The sequence below is a fragment of the Nocardioides albidus genome (assembly GCF_006335005.1).
GTDB lineage: Bacteria > Actinomycetota > Actinomycetes > Propionibacteriales > Nocardioidaceae > Nocardioides > Nocardioides albidus.
Genome location: NZ_VDMP01000026.1, coordinates 36,577 through 52,916, shown reverse-complemented (window position 1 = coordinate 52,916; position 16,340 = coordinate 36,577). Strand labels below are relative to the sequence as shown.

Annotated in this window: 21 protein-coding genes; 9 read left to right on the top strand and 12 right to left on the bottom strand. The window is 72.8% G+C overall.

What is annotated here, in order from left to right; genetic code table 11:
- Positions 1–4: 4 nt before the first annotated feature.
- Positions 5–676, top strand: coding sequence for a PaaI family thioesterase (locus tag FHP29_RS15995; RefSeq protein WP_240044544.1), 672 nt, complete (start codon positions 5–7; stop codon positions 674–676).
- Positions 677–690: 14 nt separating this feature from the next.
- Here FHP29_RS15995 and FHP29_RS15990 read toward each other — a convergent pair whose 3' ends face one another.
- The gene (locus FHP29_RS15990; RefSeq protein WP_240044543.1) at positions 691–1,074 is read right to left on the bottom strand and encodes an MmcQ/YjbR family DNA-binding protein; all 384 of its coding nucleotides are present in this window, start codon (positions 1,072–1,074) and stop codon (positions 691–693) included.
- A gap of 134 nt (positions 1,075–1,208) precedes the next feature.
- Here FHP29_RS15990 and FHP29_RS15985 point away from each other — a divergent pair, with 134 nt between their 5' ends.
- The 3 genes from FHP29_RS15985 to FHP29_RS15975 all read left to right on the top strand — a co-directional run bounded on the left by FHP29_RS15985 (position 1,209) and on the right by FHP29_RS15975 (position 2,538).
- A complete protein-coding gene (locus FHP29_RS15985) occupies positions 1,209–1,658 on the top strand; it encodes a hypothetical protein (protein ID WP_139623883.1) in 450 nt (149 codons plus the stop codon).
- Positions 1,659–1,807: 149 nt separating this feature from the next.
- Positions 1,808–2,005, top strand: a complete 198-nt coding sequence (locus FHP29_RS15980; RefSeq protein ID WP_139623882.1) for a hypothetical protein — start codon at positions 1,808–1,810, stop codon at positions 2,003–2,005.
- On the top strand, positions 2,002–2,538 hold the full coding sequence (locus FHP29_RS15975; RefSeq protein ID WP_139623881.1) for a hypothetical protein: 537 nt from the start codon (positions 2,002–2,004) through the stop codon (positions 2,536–2,538). The genes FHP29_RS15980 and FHP29_RS15975 overlap by 4 nt, the downstream gene beginning before the upstream one ends.
- Here FHP29_RS15975 and FHP29_RS15970 read toward each other — a convergent pair.
- Entirely contained in the window at positions 2,528–3,799 is a 1,272-nt protein-coding gene (locus FHP29_RS15970) for an oxygenase MpaB family protein (protein WP_139623880.1), read from the bottom strand. The genes FHP29_RS15975 and FHP29_RS15970 overlap by 11 nt on opposite strands.
- A 60-nt stretch (positions 3,800–3,859) precedes the next feature.
- On the opposite strand from FHP29_RS15970, the gene FHP29_RS15965 reads away from it, so the two are divergent.
- Positions 3,860–4,453 (top strand): TetR/AcrR family transcriptional regulator, encoded by a 594-nt coding sequence (locus FHP29_RS15965; protein ID WP_205014182.1) that lies wholly within the window; start codon positions 3,860–3,862, stop codon positions 4,451–4,453.
- Here FHP29_RS15965 and FHP29_RS15960 read toward each other — a convergent pair.
- Entirely contained in the window at positions 4,438–4,683 is a 246-nt protein-coding gene (locus tag FHP29_RS15960) for a hypothetical protein (protein ID WP_139623879.1), read from the bottom strand. The two genes, FHP29_RS15965 and FHP29_RS15960, sit on opposite strands and share 16 nt — an antisense overlap.
- A gap of 12 nt (positions 4,684–4,695) precedes the next feature.
- Positions 4,696–5,604: a mycothiol conjugate amidase Mca gene (gene mca, locus FHP29_RS15955; RefSeq protein ID WP_139623878.1), complete on the bottom strand. Its 909-nt coding sequence runs from the start codon at positions 5,602–5,604 to the stop codon at positions 4,696–4,698.
- A 32-nt stretch (positions 5,605–5,636) separates the two neighbouring features.
- Between mca and FHP29_RS15950 the strand changes: the two genes are divergently transcribed.
- Together FHP29_RS15950 and greA are read left to right on the top strand one after the other, a co-directional pair.
- Positions 5,637–6,059 (top strand): DUF4307 domain-containing protein, encoded by a 423-nt coding sequence (locus FHP29_RS15950; RefSeq protein WP_139623877.1) that lies wholly within the window; start codon positions 5,637–5,639, stop codon positions 6,057–6,059.
- Between the two features lie 54 nt (positions 6,060–6,113).
- Positions 6,114–6,620: a transcription elongation factor GreA gene (gene greA, locus FHP29_RS15945; RefSeq protein WP_139623876.1), complete on the top strand. Its 507-nt coding sequence runs from the start codon at positions 6,114–6,116 to the stop codon at positions 6,618–6,620.
- Here the strand turns inward: greA and FHP29_RS15940 are convergent.
- Both FHP29_RS15940 and FHP29_RS15935 read right to left on the bottom strand, forming a co-directional pair.
- Positions 6,608–7,957, bottom strand: coding sequence for an AI-2E family transporter (locus FHP29_RS15940; RefSeq protein WP_139623875.1), 1,350 nt, complete (start codon positions 7,955–7,957; stop codon positions 6,608–6,610). The genes greA and FHP29_RS15940 overlap by 13 nt on opposite strands.
- Positions 7,958–8,266: 309 nt before the next feature.
- Entirely contained in the window at positions 8,267–9,439 is a 1,173-nt protein-coding gene (locus FHP29_RS15935; RefSeq protein WP_192904031.1) for a cystathionine gamma-synthase, read from the bottom strand.
- Positions 9,440–9,590: 151 nt separating this feature from the next.
- Here FHP29_RS15935 and msrA point away from each other — a divergent pair, with 151 nt between their 5' ends.
- Both msrA and FHP29_RS15925 read left to right on the top strand, forming a co-directional pair.
- Positions 9,591–10,235, top strand: a complete 645-nt coding sequence (gene msrA, locus FHP29_RS15930) for a peptide-methionine (S)-S-oxide reductase MsrA (protein ID WP_139623874.1) — start codon at positions 9,591–9,593, stop codon at positions 10,233–10,235.
- Positions 10,236–10,344: 109 nt separating this feature from the next.
- On the top strand, positions 10,345–11,688 hold the full coding sequence (locus tag FHP29_RS15925; RefSeq protein ID WP_139623873.1) for an ABC1 kinase family protein: 1,344 nt from the start codon (positions 10,345–10,347) through the stop codon (positions 11,686–11,688).
- On the opposite strand, the gene FHP29_RS15920 is transcribed toward FHP29_RS15925, so the two are convergent.
- Genes FHP29_RS15920 through FHP29_RS15895 form a run of 6 tightly spaced genes read right to left on the bottom strand, consistent with a single transcriptional unit; the run spans position 11,666 to position 16,280 of the window.
- Positions 11,666–12,397, bottom strand: a complete 732-nt coding sequence (locus tag FHP29_RS15920) for a VOC family protein (protein WP_139623872.1) — start codon at positions 12,395–12,397, stop codon at positions 11,666–11,668. The two genes, FHP29_RS15925 and FHP29_RS15920, sit on opposite strands and share 23 nt — an antisense overlap.
- Before the next feature lie 5 nt (positions 12,398–12,402).
- Entirely contained in the window at positions 12,403–12,777 is a 375-nt protein-coding gene (locus tag FHP29_RS15915; protein ID WP_139623871.1) for a pyridoxamine 5'-phosphate oxidase family protein, read from the bottom strand.
- 23 nt (positions 12,778–12,800) lie between these two features.
- Positions 12,801–13,580, bottom strand: a complete 780-nt coding sequence (locus FHP29_RS15910; protein WP_139623870.1) for a TSUP family transporter — start codon at positions 13,578–13,580, stop codon at positions 12,801–12,803.
- Between the two features lie 11 nt (positions 13,581–13,591).
- Positions 13,592–14,140, bottom strand: a complete 549-nt coding sequence (locus tag FHP29_RS15905) for a hypothetical protein (RefSeq protein ID WP_139623869.1) — start codon at positions 14,138–14,140, stop codon at positions 13,592–13,594.
- A 2-nt stretch (positions 14,141–14,142) separates the two neighbouring features.
- Positions 14,143–15,933, bottom strand: a complete 1,791-nt coding sequence (locus FHP29_RS15900; protein WP_139623868.1) for an alpha/beta hydrolase — start codon at positions 15,931–15,933, stop codon at positions 14,143–14,145.
- Positions 15,930–16,280 carry a hypothetical protein gene (locus FHP29_RS15895; protein ID WP_139623867.1) on the bottom strand — a complete coding sequence of 117 codons (351 nt, stop codon included), beginning with the start codon at positions 16,278–16,280 and terminating at the stop codon, positions 15,930–15,932. The genes FHP29_RS15900 and FHP29_RS15895 overlap by 4 nt, the downstream gene beginning before the upstream one ends.
- Positions 16,281–16,340 lie beyond the last annotated feature (60 nt).

Here is a 16,340-nt window from a genome sequence, read left to right as displayed (position 1 = left end):
AGGGATGACGATGGGGATGTTCATCCACGACGAGGTCCCGACCGACGAGGTCGAGCGTCGCGAGAAGGCCGTCTCCGCGCTCGCGGACTCGGTGCGCGACCTGGTCGACGCGACGATCCGCACCACCGTCGCCGACGACGAGCTGGCCGCGGTCCGCGCCGAGGTCGACGGCCTGGTCGCGCGGCTGCGCACCGCCCAGCTCCCCGGGCCGGCCGGCGTCCGCTACAACTCCGAGGGCCGCAGCTGGAACTGGGGCAACGCCGTCGTCGGGCGCGGCAACGCCGTCGCGCCACCGGTCGACATCGTCCACGACGGGTTCGGCAGCGCGTACGCCGAGATGACCCTCGGCGCGGCGTACGAAGGTCCTCCGGGCATGGTCCACGGCGGCGTGTCCGCGCTCATGCTCGACCAGATCATGGGCGAGACGGCGAGCGGCTTCCGTCGGCTCACGATGACCGGGACGCTGACCCTGCGCTACCGGCGTCCGCTGCCGCTGGGGCCGGTGCGGATGGAGGCCCGGATCGCCCACGAGGAGGGCCGCAAGATCACCGTCGAGGCGCAGATCGGGGTCCGCGGCGAGGACGCGGCCGTCGAGGCGACCGGGCTGTTCCTCATCCCGAGCTGGGCTCCGCTCGCCGAGACCGAGCAGGGCTGGTCGCGCTCCGCGGAGGGCTGACCCTGTCTCAGGGCTCAGGCTCCCGGTCGGTCGACGAGGTCGACCAGGCGCTGCGGCGCCTGCAGGCAGAACGAGTCGGTCAGCAGCTCGCCTACCTCGACCCAGTCGGTGTCGTCGTCGACGATCATCCCGACGACGTTGCCTCCCCACTCGGCCTTGAAGTACGGCGCCCCGAGGTGCTGGAACGCCATCACCTCCTCGGGCTCGGCGCGGAAGACGATCCGGAACAACTGGTCCTCGCCGCCGAAGACGTGCGCCACGGTCGCCGTCGTCCCCTCCACCCGCCAGCGCACGCCGACCCAGGCGTCCTCCTCGCGACAGGCGGGCAGGCGGGCGAAGATCGCGCGCAGCCGGGCGACGTAGGCGCCGGGGACGTCGGGACGGGTCGGGCGGGGCACGCCGACGAATGTGACACAGACCGCCGACATCGCGCGACGGGCGAGAAGGTTCGTGGCCCAGGAGTTGGGTAGGACGCCTCCGCGGGGCGTCAAGACGATGGCGTCCCGACCGACACGGAGGGAAACCGAACACGATGCGTAGAACGATCCCGGGCCTGCTCCTGGTTGCCACCCTCGGACTCTCGGGGCTGCTGACCGCTTGCGGGAGCGACGACGCGGACGAGCCCGACACCAAGGACTCGACCTCGCAGTCGTCGGACGCGAACGACGCCGACGACACCGCGGACACCGACGACACCGCGGACGACAACGACGCGCCGGAGGCCGACGGCGACAAGCCCGACCGCGACGACGTGATCGAGGGCTACACGAAGATCGTCCTGGACACCGGCAAGCAGTCCGGCATGGAGATGCCTGCCGACCTGGTGAACAAGGTCGTCACCTGCTTCGTCGACGCGGTCTACGACGACGCGTCCGTCGCCACGCTGGAGGCGCTCGAGGACGGCAACGCCGCGGGCATCGACCCGGCCGACGCCAAGCTCTTCACCGACGCGCAGACCACCTGCACGAAGTCCGTCAGCTGATCGAGTACGACACACAGCGGAGCCGGCACCCCACGCGGGGTCCGGCTCCGCTCCGCGTCCGGCCACTGCCCGCACCCCGCGCCCCGCGCCCCGAGCCGAACGTCAACGAATCCTTGACGCTCGCGGCATCGTCAACATAGCGTTGACGCATGCTCGACAAGTCCATCGCCACCATCCTGGTCGGGATCGCCGCGGTCATGACCTCGTTCCCGCTCGACGGTCTGGGCCGCGGCCTGGGCCAGGGCGCCGGCGTCGCGCTCATCCTGATCGGCGTCGCCACCCTCTCGGCCCGGCTCCGCAAGCGGGGCGACCGCGGCCTGTGGCTCCCCAGCCGCGACGACCGGTGAGCAACCTCGCCGAGACGATCGGGCGCGCGATCCTCGCGGGCGCCGACGCGAAGGACGAGCTGGCCGTGGTGCGTCGTACGGCGGATGCCGACGTCGTGACCGGCGACCTCCTCCAGCAGGCGGTCAACGCCGCCCGCGCCGCGGGGCACAGCTGGTCGGCGATCGGGAGCACCCTCGGCCTCACCCGGCAGGCGGCCCAACAGCGCTTCGGCCGCGAGCCGGCCCGGGCAGCCGCGGGCGCACCGCCCGGTGCCGAGGAGCGCTGGCTCGGCCCGGTGACCGCCTTCGACGAGATGCAGGAGCTCGACCTGGCCGGCCGGCTCGGCTGGCGCACGACCGGCGCCGGCCTGCTGCGCCACCGCATGGTCCGCACACCCACCCGTTGGGAGCACAAGAGGGTCCTGTGGTCCGGCGGGCTTGCAAGGTACGAGCGCGACGGCTGGGAGGTCGGCTGCCGCGCCTTCCCCTGGGTCTACCTGGTGCGTGACACCGGCCGGCCCGTCGAGGCCGCCGACCCCGGCCTCACCGGCTGAGCTCGCCGACGTCCTCGCGGTCCCCCTGGAAGTAGCTGTCGAGCAGCCACTGCGCCCGCCGTGCACCCCAGTGCGCCAGCCGGTCGCGGCCGCCCGGCAGCCGCTTCAGCACGCGATAGCGCAGCGTGTTGAGCACCAGGAGATAGGCGTGCGCCCACGGCGGGCGCAGCGGGAGCCCGAGCTCGCGCATGCTCTGCGGACCGAGGAACGCAGTCAGCATCGAGAGCAGCCGCTCGCGCTCGTAGCGCGCTCGCAGGGCCTGGAGCGGTGCGGGCCAGCCGGGGTAGCGGCGCAGCGCCTGCGCCTCGACCACGGCCTGCGCCAGCCGCGGCCCGGCGTCGGTGAGCGGCCCCTGCGCGAGCAGGACGTGGTAGTCGATGCGGTGGCGCTCCCACTCGTCGTCGACGAGGAAGTCGTCGTGGACTCCCATCAGCCAGCCGACGTACCTCCACAGGTGCATGAGCGCCCGGGACTCCGCCGGCGGGATCGGTACGCCGAGGGCCCGGGAGCCGATGATCAGCACCCCGTCGAACAGCCCGAGGGTGGAGGCCTGGTCGGCCTGGTTGATCGGGAGCCCCCACTGCTCGGTGTCCCAGCTGTCCTCGAACGCGTGGTTGACCAGCGCGTGCATGAGGCGGACGTGGACGGTGAGCCGCCAGCCCTCGCCGGGCGCGCGGCCGTCACGCGGCGGGAGGAGGGAGTGCGGCTCGGTGAGGCTCGCGCCCCACTTCTGGGTCTCGGCGAGACGGCGCAGGGTCTGCTCGCCGGTGAGCCCGCCGGTCGCGACCAGCAGGTCGGTCGGCCCGCCGAACCGGTAGCCGCCGACGAGGGAGAGCTGCAGCAGGACGTCCTGCGCGTTCTGCCCGAGCCGTCGGAAGACACGGGCGCCCTCCTCGACCAGCGCGCGGTCGAGCCAGGCGGGATCGGTCTCGACCTCGGAGAGGAGCTCGGCGAGCGCCGGCGGCGCATCGGGTACGGCGCTCAGCCCGCCCTCGAGCGCGCGTCGTACCTGGTCCATCCGCACCCGTCCCGCGGCGTCCCCTCGCAACCGGATCGCGTCCGCGAGCCGCGCGCCGAGCTCGTCGCGCTCGAGCATGGCCCGCCCGATCCGGTCGAGCAGCGCCTCGTCGACCCCGCGCACCCGGCCGACCACCTTGAGCGCGCGCCCGAGCCGCTCGTTGCGCTCCCCGCCGGCGCGGAACCTCGTCGGGTACGACGCCGAGGCGGGCGTCGTCGGGCTGGCGTCGAGCTCTGCGGTCATGTCATGATCGTGACGCGAGTCAATGCTCGCATTCAAGTCGCAACCAGGCGGAGCAGCTCCATGCGCAAGTCCCCCCAGCAGGCCCGTTCGAAGGCGATGGTGGAGCGGATCGTCGCCGCGGGGCGCAGCGTCCTCGTCGAGCGCGGGTACGACGCGTTCAGCACCAACCGCGTCGCGACCGTCGCCGGGGTCAGCCCCGGCTCGCTCTACCAGTACTTCCCGGACAAGACGGCCATCCTCGACGTCGTCATCGACCGCTACTGGGACGAGGTGGCCGAGCGGGTCGCCGCGTCGCTGGCCGACCGGATCGCGGAGTTCGGGCCCGCCATGGTGCGCGCGACCGCCGACGCGCTGCTCACCGCGCTCGAGGCCGACCGCGAGCTGCTGCGCGTGGTCGCCGAGGAGCTGCCGGTCCAGCGCAGCCGGGAGCGCCGCGCCGCGCTCGAACGACGCGTGCGCGAGCTCATCGCGACCTATCTCGCCGCCCGTCCCGACGTCACGCACCGGCCCCATCCGGCCGTCGCCGCGTGGGTGGTGGTCCTGGCGATCGAGAACCTGTCGATGCGCTGGGTCCTCGACCAGCCCGACGTCGTGACCCGCGAGCAGCTGCTCGACGAGGTGCTCGCCCTGGTGGGCGGCTACCTGCTGGGCTGACCGCCGTCGGTGTCGTCGTCGACGACCGGCTCGTCGCCGTACACGCCGGCGTCCTTGGCCCGGGCGGCCGTGCGCAGGCTGCGGGTCAGCGCCCAGCCGATCACGGCCACGGCGAGGATCAGCCCGAGGAAGACCCAGAACGCCGTCCAGCCGGCCACGATGTTGGTGTCCTGGTCGACCGGCTTGTCCTTGGCGAACACGAGAGCCTGGGTGGCGACGGCGGCGAGCATGCTCCCAGTGTGTCAGGCCTCGGCGGTGACCCCGGCGAACAGGTCGTCCTCGGGGGTCGGGGACGCGACGTGGCTCACCACCAGCTCGTAGTCCTCGGTCGGCCACACCTCCACCTGGATCTCGCGCGGGATGGCGAACCAGTGGCCGTCGGGGTCGATCTGCGTCGCGTGCGCGAGCAGCGCCTGGTCGCGCACGCCGAAGTAGTCGGGGCACGGCACCCGCGTGGTGATCCGGGCGTCCCAGTCCGGCTCGGGCTTCCACTCGGCGAGCCGCTCGCCCCACGGCGAGTCGAGACCGTGCTCGAGCATCGCGTCGTGCAGCGCCTGCATCCGCGGGCGGTTGAACGAGTGGTGGTAGTAGAGCTTCAGCGGCTGCCACGGCTCCCCCGCGTCCGGGAAGCGGTCCGGGTCGCCGGCCGCCTCGAACGCGGCCACGCTCACCTCGTGGCAGCGGATGTGGTCGGGGTGCGGGTAGCCGCCGCGCTCGTCGTACGTCGTCACGACGTGGGGCCGGAACTCGCGGATCTGGCGCACCAGCCGCTCGGTCGCCTCCTCCAGCGGGACGACGGCGAAGCAGCCCTCGGGCAGCGGCGGCTTCGGGTCGCCCTCGGGCCAGCCGGAGTCGACGAAGCCCAGCCAGGTCTGGGAGATCCCGAGGATGTCGCGGGCCCGCTCCATCTCCTGGCGGCGCACCTCGGTGATGTTCTCGAGGATCTCCGGACGGTCCATCTTGGGGTTGAGGATCGACCCGCGCTCCCCGCCGGTGCAGGTGACCACGCGCACGTCGGCGCCCTGCGCGGCGTACATGGCCGTCGACGCGGCACCCTTGCTCGACTCGTCGTCGGGGTGGGCGTGGACGTGCATCAGCCGCAGACCGGAGCGGTCGACGGCGGGCGCGGGCGAGGTGGGCATGCGCACCATCGTAGGAAAGACCGGGGTGAGACCATGAACCGGTGAGCTCGACCCCCGAACCGGCGACATCCTCCCTGGCCCGACGCTACGGCGCCCCGTCGCGCGGGCGTCGTACGACGGTCGTCCTGGGCGCCGGCGCGGTGGCGGTCCTCTTCCTCGGCTGGCTGGTGTGGGCGATGGTCTTCCACGCCGACCCGGCGGTCTCCTCGGAGGAGATCGGGCACGAGATCGTCGACGACCACACCGCCACGATCCGGGTGCGGGTGACCTACGGCGACGGCCCGGTCGAGGCGACCTGCAAGGCCCGCGCGATCTCCCACGACAAGACCGTCGTCGGCGAGGCGAGCTTCACCCCGGGACGCGACGAGGAGGCGGTGCAGAGGGTCACCGTCCGCACCGAGCGCCGGGCCACCACGGTCGAGTGGATCGGCTGCAAGACATCCGGTCAGCCGCGTTATCGGTAAAGTAGAACCTTCTGTACCCGGACGGGTACGCGAACGAGCAGTGCAGGAGCACCCATGACGCAGACCGACCAGAGCGGCCAGAACACGATCTGGCTGACCCAGGACGCCTACGACAAGCTGCAGGCCGAGCTGGAGCATCTCGAGGGGCCGCGCCGAGCCGAGATCGTCGCCGAGATCAGCGCCGCGCGCGACGAGGGTGACCTGAAGGAGAACGGCGGCTACCACGCCGCCCGCGAGGAGCAGGGCAAGAACGAGGCCCGCATCCTCCAGCTCAAGGACATGCTGCGCCGCGCCGAGGTCGGCGAGACGCCTCCCGACGACGGTGTCGTCGAGCCCGGCATGGTCGTGACCTACAAGTTCGAGGGCGATGACGACGACGAGGCGGAGTCCTTCCTCCTCGGCGCGCGCGAGATCGACCCCGAGGGGCTCACCGTCTACTCGCCGCAGTCGCCGCTCGGCCAGGCCATCAACGGCCGCAGCAAGGGCGAGACCGTGAGCTACGAGGTCAACGGCAAGCCGCAGACCGTGATCATCCTCGACGCCAAGCCCTACGCCGGCTGACGTTCCTCCTCCGGACCGCCGGTCTCCTCCTCGGAGGCCGGCGGTTCGGCCATCTCGGCCAGGTGCAGCACGACGGCGTTCGCCGCCGCCGCCAGCGGTACGGCGACCAGCGCGCCCGCGATCCCCGCCACCAGCACGCCGCAGGCGATGGCGAGGATGACGCCCAGCGGGTGCAGGGAGACCCAGCGCCCGAGCAGGAACGGCTGGAGCACGTGGCCCTCGAGCTGCTGCACACCGACCACCACGGCGAGCATCAGCAGCGCCGTGACCGGCCCCTGGTCGACCAGCGCCACCAGGATGGCGACGCTGCCGGCGATCGTCGCGCCGATCATCGGCACGAACGAGCCCAGGAAGACCAGGACGCCGATCGCCAGCACGAACGGCACGTTCAGCACGGCGGCGCCGATGGCGATGCCGGTGGCGTCGACCAGGGCGACGACGACGGTGGCCCGGACGAACTGCACGAGCGAGAGCCAGGCCACCCGGCCCGAGCTGTCCATCCGCGCCCGCGCCACCCGCGGAGCCAGCCGGACGACCCACGCCCAGATCCGCGCGCCGTCGGCGAGGAAGAAGTAGGTCGCGAACAGCGCGATGAAGAAGCCCGCGACGACGTGCCCGACCGCCGTGCCCACCTCACTGACCTGGGAGAGGACCCCGCCGTCCTTGGAGCGCTCGCTGATCAGGTCCTGGGCGCTCTTGATGTAGTCGTTGATCTGCGAGTCGCTGGCGTTGAGCGGCCCGTCCTGGAGCCAGTCCCGGATCTCCTGCAGGCCCTGCACGGTCGAGTCCGCGAGATCGTGGGCGCCGGCCGCGACCTGCTGGCCGGCGAAGCTGAGCAGGGAGCCGACGATCGCGAACCCGAACACGACCACCAGCAGCGCCGAGAGCCCGCGCGGCACCCCGGAGCGTGAGATCAGGCTGACGAACGGCGCGGCGAGAGCGCTGATCAGGAGGGCGACCGCCAGAGGGATGGTCACGACGGCGAAGTAGCCGACCAGCCAGATCAGGACGTAGCCCGCGCCCGCGATCAGCAGCAGCCGCCAGGCCCATCCCGCGGCGAGGTCGAGCCCGTAGGGCACCTCCGCGCGGCGCAGGTTGGACGGCCCGGTCGCGAACGACAGCGGCCCCTGCCGCCGCTCCCGCTCGCGGGCCAGCGCCCACTGGTGCGCGAAGCGGCGGAACAGCCGCTCCTCACGCTCCCCCTCGTCGGGCCCCAGCGGCGGCTCGTCCTCCTCCGCCTCCCGCACCGCGTGGTCCTGCGCAGCCCGGGACGCCGCCTCCTCGGCGGGCGTCTCGGCTGACTCCTCGGCGGGCGTCTCGGCGGGTCCCTCGCTCATCTGCTCAGGCTAGACGCTCGCCCTTCGCCGCTCCCCGACGTGCGGGTCCTCCGGCGGGGCGGGGACGTCATACGTTGCGAGGGCTGGAGGCCACGATTCGTATGACGCTACGCGCCGACCCACCGGCCGGGCCGGGACGTCATACGCTCCGAGGGCTCAAGGCCCCCCTTCGTATGACGCTGCGCGCCGACCCACCGGCGGGGCCGGGACGTCATACGTCGCGAGGGCTCAAGGCCACCATTCGTATGACGCTACCGCGGAGCGGGGGCCCCAGCCGGGGCGAGGACACCCCCGGGCGAGGGTTGGCGATCAGCCCAAGGCCCGCTCGAGGTCGGCGATCTGGTCCTCGGACGTCTCGATCCCGACGCTGAGCCGGATCAGGTCGGCGGGGACCTCGAGGTCGGTGCCCGCGACGCTGGCGTGCGTCATCCGCCCGGGGTGCTCGATGAGCGACTCGACCCCACCGAGCGACTCGCCGAGGGTGAAGACCGACGTCGCCGCGCAGATCGCGAGCGCCTGCTCCTCGCCGCCCTTCACGCGGAAGGACACCATGCCGCCGTACCGCCTCATCTGCCGCGACGCGAGGGCGTGGCCGGGGTGGTCAGGCAGCCCGGGGTAGATCACCTGGCTGACCGCGGGATGCCGCGCGAGGAAGTCCGCGACCTTCTCGGCGTTGTCGCTGTGCCGCTCCATGCGCAGGGCGAGGGTCTTGAGGCCGCGCAGCACCAGCCACGAGTCGAACGGGCCGGCCACGCCGCCGATGGAGTTCTGGTGGAAGCCGATCCGCTCGGCCAGCGCGTCGTCGTCCACCACGAGCGCGCCGCCGACGACGTCGGAGTGGCCGCCGGCGTACTTCGTCGTCGAGTGGACGACGACGTCGGCGCCGAGGGCCAGCGGCTGCTGGAGGTACGACGACGCGAAGGTGTTGTCGACGACGAGCAGGGCGCCCGCGTCGTGGGCCACCGCGGCCAGGGCCTCGATGTCACCGATCGACAGCAGCGGGTTGGTGGGCGTCTCCACCCAGACCATCCGCGTGGCGCCGGGCCGGATCGCGGCGCGGACGGCGTCGACGTCGGTCACCGGAGCCGGGCTGTGCTCGATCCCCCACACCGTGGCGACCTTGTCGAAGAGTCGGAAGGTGCCGCCGTAGGCGTCGTTGGGCAGCACCACGTGGTCGCCCGGCTTGCACAGCGCCCGGATCAAGGTGTCCTCCGCGGCCAGTCCCGAGGCGAACGCGAACCCGTGGGCAGCCCCCTCGAGAGCCGCGAGGGTGGACTCCAGCGCGGTGCGCGTCGGGTTCGCCGAGCGGCTGTACTCGTAGCCGCCGCGCAGCCCGCCCACGCCGTCCTGGGCATAGGTCGAGGTCGCGTAGATGGGCGGGATCACCGCGCCGGTGGTCGGGTCGGGGCGATAGCCGGCGTGGATGGCCCGGGTCTCGAAGCCGGCGCCGTCGAGGTGCTCGTCGATGTGGTTGTCGCTCACCGTTCGAGCCTACTCAAGCCGCGGCACGGCGCGGTCGAGCGCCATGGCGATCTCCGCAGCGCCGCAGCCTTGTCGAGCAGCGTCAGGTAGGCGTCGTCGCCGACGACCGTCGTTCTTCCACGGCCCTTGCCCTCGCGGCGACAATGGAGCCATGTTCTCCCGCCGCAAGACCGAGCTGATCGACCCCGCCGAGGCGCTGCCCGGCCGCACCACCCCCACCTTCGCCCTCCCCACGCGCCACGAGGTCCTCGACGCCCCCCTCGTCACCGACGAGGTCCCCGACGGTCTCGAGGTCGCGGTCTTCGGCCTCGGCTGCTTCTGGGGCGCCGAAGAGATCTACTGGCAGATCCCCGGCGTCTGGTCGACCTCCGTCGGGTACGCCGGCGGCGCGACCCCGAACCCGACGTACGAGGAGGTCTGCAGCGGTCGCACCGGCCACACCGAGGCCGTCCGGATCGTGTTCGACCCCGACCGCGTCTCCTACGCCGACCTGGTCAAGCAGTTCTTCGTGGTCCACGACCCGACCCAGGGCATGCGCCAGGGCAACGACGTCGGCACGCAGTACCGCTCGGCGATCTACTTCACGACGCCCGAGCAGGAGCAGACCGCCCGCGAGCTGACGAAGGTGTACGGCGACGAGATCGCCGACCGCGGCTACGGCCGGATCACCACGGAGATCGAGCCGGCCGGGCCGTACTACTACGCCGAGCCGCACCACCAGCAGTACCTCCACAAGGTGCCCAACGGCTACCGCTGCCACGCGAACACCGGGATCCCGTTCCCGGAGACCGCCTGAGGCTCGCCTGGCGCAGCCGACCCGGCGGACCCGGCGGACCCGGCGGACCGGCGGACCCGGCCGACGCATATCCCCGGTGTCGGTTGGGCCGATGACCGACACTGGTCCCATGGCTGACCTCCCCCGGAAGGCCGCGGCGCGCACGGCGCGGCTCGCGGCGCTCCCCCTCGGGTACGCCGGGCGCACGGCGGTCGGCTTCGGCCGGCGCCTCGGCGGGGCTCCGGCCGAGGCCGTGATGAGCGAGATCCAGCAGCGCACGGCCGAGCAGCTGTTCAAGACCCTGGGCGAGCTCAAGGGCGGCGCGATGAAGTTCGGCCAGGCCCTCAGCGTGCTCGAGTCCGCGCTGCCCGAGGAGATGGCGGCGCCGTACCGCGAGCAGCTGACCCGCCTGCAGGACTCGGCTCCCCCGATGCCGACCCAGACGGTGCGCAACATCCTCGCCGAGGACCTCGGTGAGGACTGGAAGGAGCGCCTGGTCTGGCTCGACGGGGCGCCGACGGCGGCGGCGAGCATCGGGCAGGTGCACGAGGGCCGGTGGTACGACGGACGCCGGGTCGCGGTGAAGGTGCAGTACCCCAATGCCGGCGACGCCCTGATGGCCGACCTGCGCACCCTGGCGCGGGCCGCCCGCGCGATCGGCCCGCTCATCCCCGGGGTCGACATGAAGCCGCTCGTCGAAGAGGTCCAGGCGCGCGCTCGCGAGGAGCTCGACTACGACCTGGAGGCCGAGGCGCAGCGGGAGTTCGCGCAGGCGTTCGGTGACGATCCGTGGATCGTGGTGCCCGACGTGGTCGCGGTCGGTCCAAGGGTGCTGGTCACCGAGTGGCTGGATTCAGCGGGCTCGCTGGCGTCGATCATCTCCGGCGGCACCCCGCTCGAACGCGACCACTACGGCGAGATCTTCACCCGCTTCCTGTTCTCCGGCCCGGCCCGCACCGGCCTCCTGCACGCCGATCCGCATCCGGGGAACTTCCGGGTGATCCCGAACGACGACGGAAGCCCCGGCCGGATGGGGGTTCTCGACTACGGCGCGGTCGCGCGCCTGCCGCAGCGGGGGCTGCCCGAGCCGATGGGTCGGCTGATCACGCTCTGCGCCGCCGGCGACGGGGATGCGCTGATCGCCGGGCTGCGCGAGGAGGGCTTCCTCAAGGACCGGATCCGGATCGAGCCGGAGCTGCTGATGGACTACCTCGCCCCGTTCGTCGATCCCACGCTGGTGGAGCGGTTCCGGTTCAGCCGGGAGTGGATGCGCGAGCAGTTCCAGCGGATCAACAACCCCAGGGACCCGGCCTACACGGTGAGCATCAAGCTCAACCTGCCGCCGTCGTACGTCCTCATCCACCGGACCTGGCTCGGCGGCGTGGGCGTCCTCAGCCAGCTCGAGGCCGAGGCGCCGTTCCGGGCGATCATGCAGGAGTTCCTGCCGGGCTTCACCCCGGGTCCTGATCGGTGAGGCAGTAGACCCGGCCGACGGGGTCGGCGAGCACGGTCCAGTACCGGTGCTGCGCGAGCACCCGGGCACCGAGCCCGAGATGGCGCTCGGTCTCGGCCGCCCGGTCGGTGGTCGCCCAGTCGAGGTGGGCCCGGACCTCACCGGTGTCGTCGGCGCCGAGCCGCTGGAGGAGCAGGCCCAGCGGCTGACCCTGCGGCGCGACGAGGAAGCGGAAGTCCTCGGTCACCGACGACGCGCGCTGCGGCCAGCCGGTGACGGCGGTCCAGAAGGCCAGCTCCCTGTCGTACGCCGGCCGCGGGACGTCGATCGACACCTGGGCCACCCGCACGGCGGATCCCGGGCCGTGCACGGTGGCGGCCGGTCGCCGGGACGCGGGGTGGTCGACGAAGCAGAAGACGAAGCCGGCGGGCGAGGCCATCACGACGTAACCCCGGTCGGCGACGATCGTCGCGCCGGCGACGCGGGCGGCGTCCGCCGCGGCCAGCGGGTCGGGGACGTGGAGGTCGAGGTGGATCCGGTCGGCGCCGGCGTGGCGCCGCTGGACCTTGAGGAAGGCGTCGCCGTCGGGCGGGAGGAGCGTGGCGAACTCGTCATGGTCGCCGCGCGGTGGCGAGACGGCGTAGCCGGTGGCCTCCTGCCAGAACCCGACGCTCTCGTGGTGGTGCTGCGGCGCGTTGTCGAGGAAGGCGGTGATCCAGGACGGGCTCATCGCGCTCAGGTCACCGGGGCGCAGTCGTGGCCGCAGCCGTCAGGCGGGAGCGGGCCGTCGGCATGGGCGGCCGGGCGGTGGAGGACCGCGGCCGTCGGGGCGACGACGACGTCCTCGCCCTCGACCCGCGCGGTGCCGTCGACCAGCAGCGTGTAGCCGTGACGCTCGCGGGGCGGGAAGACGACGGTGACGGTGGGATTCTCGGCGAGGTTGCGCAGCGTGCCGCGGCCCGGACCGGCGACCCGCAGCGTGCCGTCGTCGCCGGCGACCGGGTCGACGGTGACGACCTTCACCTGCGGCGAGGAGGTGGTCAGCAGATAGCCGCTGTCGAAGTCGGCCAGGGCCTGGCGCAGGTCCGCGGGATCCACCGGGATGCTCATGGGCCCAGGTTAGAGGTTCCGGCTCACCACAGACCGAGGACACCTCCGCCGATGCGGACCACGAACGCGCTCACCACGGCGATGAAGAACAGCCGCACGAACCGGGAGCCGCGGGCGACGGCGGTGCGGGCGCCGAGATAGCCCCCGACCAGGTTGCAGGCGCCCATGAGGAGCCCGATGTCCCACAGCACCGCGCCGCTGGGCACGAAGAGCAGGAGGGCACCGACGTTGGTGGCGAAGTTGGCCAGCTTGGCCTTGGCCGAGGCCTGCAGGAAGTCGTAGCCCATCAGGCCGACGAGGGCGAAGACGAAGAAGCTGCCCGTCCCGGGGCCGAGCACGCCGTCGTAGCAGCCGATCACGAAGCCCACCGCCATCGCGGCCGCGAGGTGCCGGTGCCCGGCGAACCGCAGCGCCGTCCGCTCCCCCAGCTCGGGGCGCACGAGCACGTAGCCGCCGACGAGGATCAGGGCCACGAGCACGATCGGCTCGAACGCCTCACGCGGGACCTGCGAGGCGAGCAGCGCCCCTGAGAACGCCCCTGCCAGAGCGAGCGCCATGAGGGGCAGGAAGGTGCGCGGGTCCGGGGCGAGCCGGCGGTAGTAGGTGAGCGAGCTGGCCGACGTACCGCACACCGAGGCGATCTTGTTGGTCGCGAGGATCTGCACCGGGCTCGCGCCCGGGAGGCCGACGAGCAGCGCCGGCAGCTGGATCAGGCCGCCTCCGCCGACGACCGCGTCCACGAACCCGGCGGTGAGCGCCGCGAGCGCGAGCAGGGCGACGACGCTCAGGCTCAGGTCCCCCACGCGGGTGGACTCTACGACCAGTCGAGCTCGGCGTCGGGCTTGTCGGCCCACTCGCGCGCGACGTCGTCCGACGTCTCGATGCAGTCGGACCCCAGATGGCCCTGCAGGAGGCCCCCCGCGAGCTCCAGGTGTAGATCCAAGACGCCCTTGGTGGCGCGAAGGATCACCGAGTCCGGGTTGGCGACCGGCTTCTTGACGGTCCAGCCGTCCTCCTCGAGGAGGGCCCTGATCTTCTCGATCCCCTGCTCGAGCGTCAGGACGTCCGACGAGTCGAAGCGGAACAAGGTGTCCATGACGACGCCGCCCGGCGCGTAGCTCTCCCCGCACAGGTTGTAGAAGCGGTTGCCGGTGGCCCAGGTGAGCCCCAACTCGTCCGCGATGCGGTGGAGGACGCCGTCCAGGGCGGCGTCGGCGTCCTGGACGACACGCGGGACGGGGTCGTCAGCCCCGGACCGCTTCGGCTGCGTCGCGGGGTCGTCGCTGCAGGCGGCCAGACCGCCGGCGAGCACGAGCAGGATGAGGGCAGGCAGCGTACGGCGTGCGTTCCCGAGAAGGCGCATGGTCACAGGATCCCACCGAGCCGGCTGTGGTCCCAGAACCATTCGCCGGCCTCGGCCAGCCCGTGCCCTGCGCTCGCCGCGCTGGAGGCCACCAGGAGCTCCGGCAGGGTGAGATGGTCTCCGCCCTCCGCCCCGCGCCCCGGTTGCCGGTCGACGTCGTCGTCCTCACCGGCGACGACGTGGGCCATGTTGGTGAGCGAGCTCCCCTTGAAGTACGACGTGTGGTTGGCGAGCAGCGCCTCGGCGCGCAGCTCCCCGTCGCCGGTGGCGAACCGGGTGCCGCCGAAGGCGGCGTCGGCCGGATCGTGCCCCAGCGTGCCGAGGCCGCCGCGGTCGCCGTCGCCCAGCAGGGAGACCGGGTCGTGGTCCTTGCTCCCGACCCACACCTCCGCGTCGGTCAGCTGGCCGGCTGTCGCCGCGGGGACTCCGGGACTGCCGAGCAGCACCGCGTCGTCCGCCGGCAGCCCGTCGGCGAGCGCGTGGCCGACGGTGGTCGAGCCGTAGCTGTGCCCGATCACGGTGAGATGGGCCGGCGCGCCCTGGTCGGAGCCGCGGATCCCGTCCACGAACCCGCCGAGCCGGTCACCGCCCGCCTCGGCCTTGTCGGTGAGCGCGACGCTGTCGAAGTCGAGCTGCCCGAGAGGGTCGAGCGGGTTGAGCGGGTTGCCGCTCGGGGCGTCGTAGTCGCCCCAGTAGACGGACGCCACGCTCCCCCGCCCCTCGGCGAGCGCCGCCTCATGGAGGCCGTGGGTCTTGTCCAGGTTGCCGGCCAGACCGGTGGTGTCGGTGGTCAGTCCTGGCACGTTGACCGACACATGGTCGGCCGTGTCGGGATCGCCGAAGCTGACCGCGACGCCACCGTCGCCGGAGTGCAGCTCGGGGTGGAAGGCGATCAGCTCGGCGAGGTGGGTGCGGGTGCTGGGATCCAGCTGGCCGGCATACCTGTCCAGGCCGTCGTCGACGGCCTTCGCATTGCGCAGGACGTCCTTCTCCGCCCCGGTGAGCTGTCCGTCCTCCTCGCGCTGTCCCAGGTGGTCGAGCTGGTGGGCCAGCTCGCCGCGGTTGGCTTCGTCGCGATCGGAGACCGGGATCCCGCCGGCGGCGCCGACGAGCTCGGGATGCTCGGTGGTGACCGCCTCCTGCTCGGCCCGGCTGAGCCGGCGCCACCAGGCGCCGACGGCGACCGGATCGCCGCCGAGACTGCGGAGCCGGCGCGCGAGCTCGCCGGTGTCCGGTCGGTCGGTGGCGGCCGCGGCGTCCGCACCCTCGGCGACCGAGTCGACGCCGCGGAGCGCGGCGACGAGGTCGGTCTCGGCGTCCGTCACGTCGGTGAGCCAGCCGTCGATCCGGATGCGCAGCCGGTCGGCGCGGGCCGCGAGGTCGTCCGAACGGCGCTGGAACTCGGCGAGCCGGCTGTCGTCGGTCGCGGCCGCGACCTCGTTGATGAGGACGTCGATCGCCGCGTTGACCTCTGCCTGTCGGGTCATGAGGCGGGTGCGCCGCGCCGTCAGCCGGACCAGGCGCTCGCCGAACGCGTCGGCAGCGGTGACCGCCCGGTCGAAGGCGGCCTCGGCACCGTCCAGCCGGGCCGCGAACCGGGTCGCGGCGTGGTCGTGCGCGTCGGCGGTGTCGCCGAGCCACGCCGGCGCCGCGATCGAGGAGGCCCAGCCCTGGACGTTCTTGACGGCGATGGCGGCGGCCCGCAGGTCGGTGGCCAGGTCCTGGGCGGCGGCGGGCTCCGACTCCAGGACCGGGCAGGGCGGGACGTGGACGGGGACGTTGACGAGGGTCATGGCAGCCCCACCCCCGAGCCGCCGACCTCCCGGATCGGGGCGTCGTGCTCGACCCACGGCAGGAGGGAGCGCAGCCGCGCGGCCTCCGCCTCGTCGACGAGCACGCTCATCCGGTTGAAGAGGAAGAGCTCCTCGGCATATCCGGCCGCGAGCTGCGAGGCCGCCTTGAGCTCGTCGACCCAGGGCTCGGCGAAGCCGGTCACCGCGGCGGCGACCGTCGCGGACAGCCCGGTGACGGACACGCCGGCGAGGCGGCGCCAGGCGCCCTCGAGCTCGTCGGCGGCGGCGTCCCAGCGCTCACGCGCGGCCTTGAGCACGGCGTACGGGACATCGAGGGTGGCGGTCATGACGTGACCAGCGGGGTGAGTGGTGGGTTCATGCACCGTCGGCTGCCCGAGCGCCTCGGG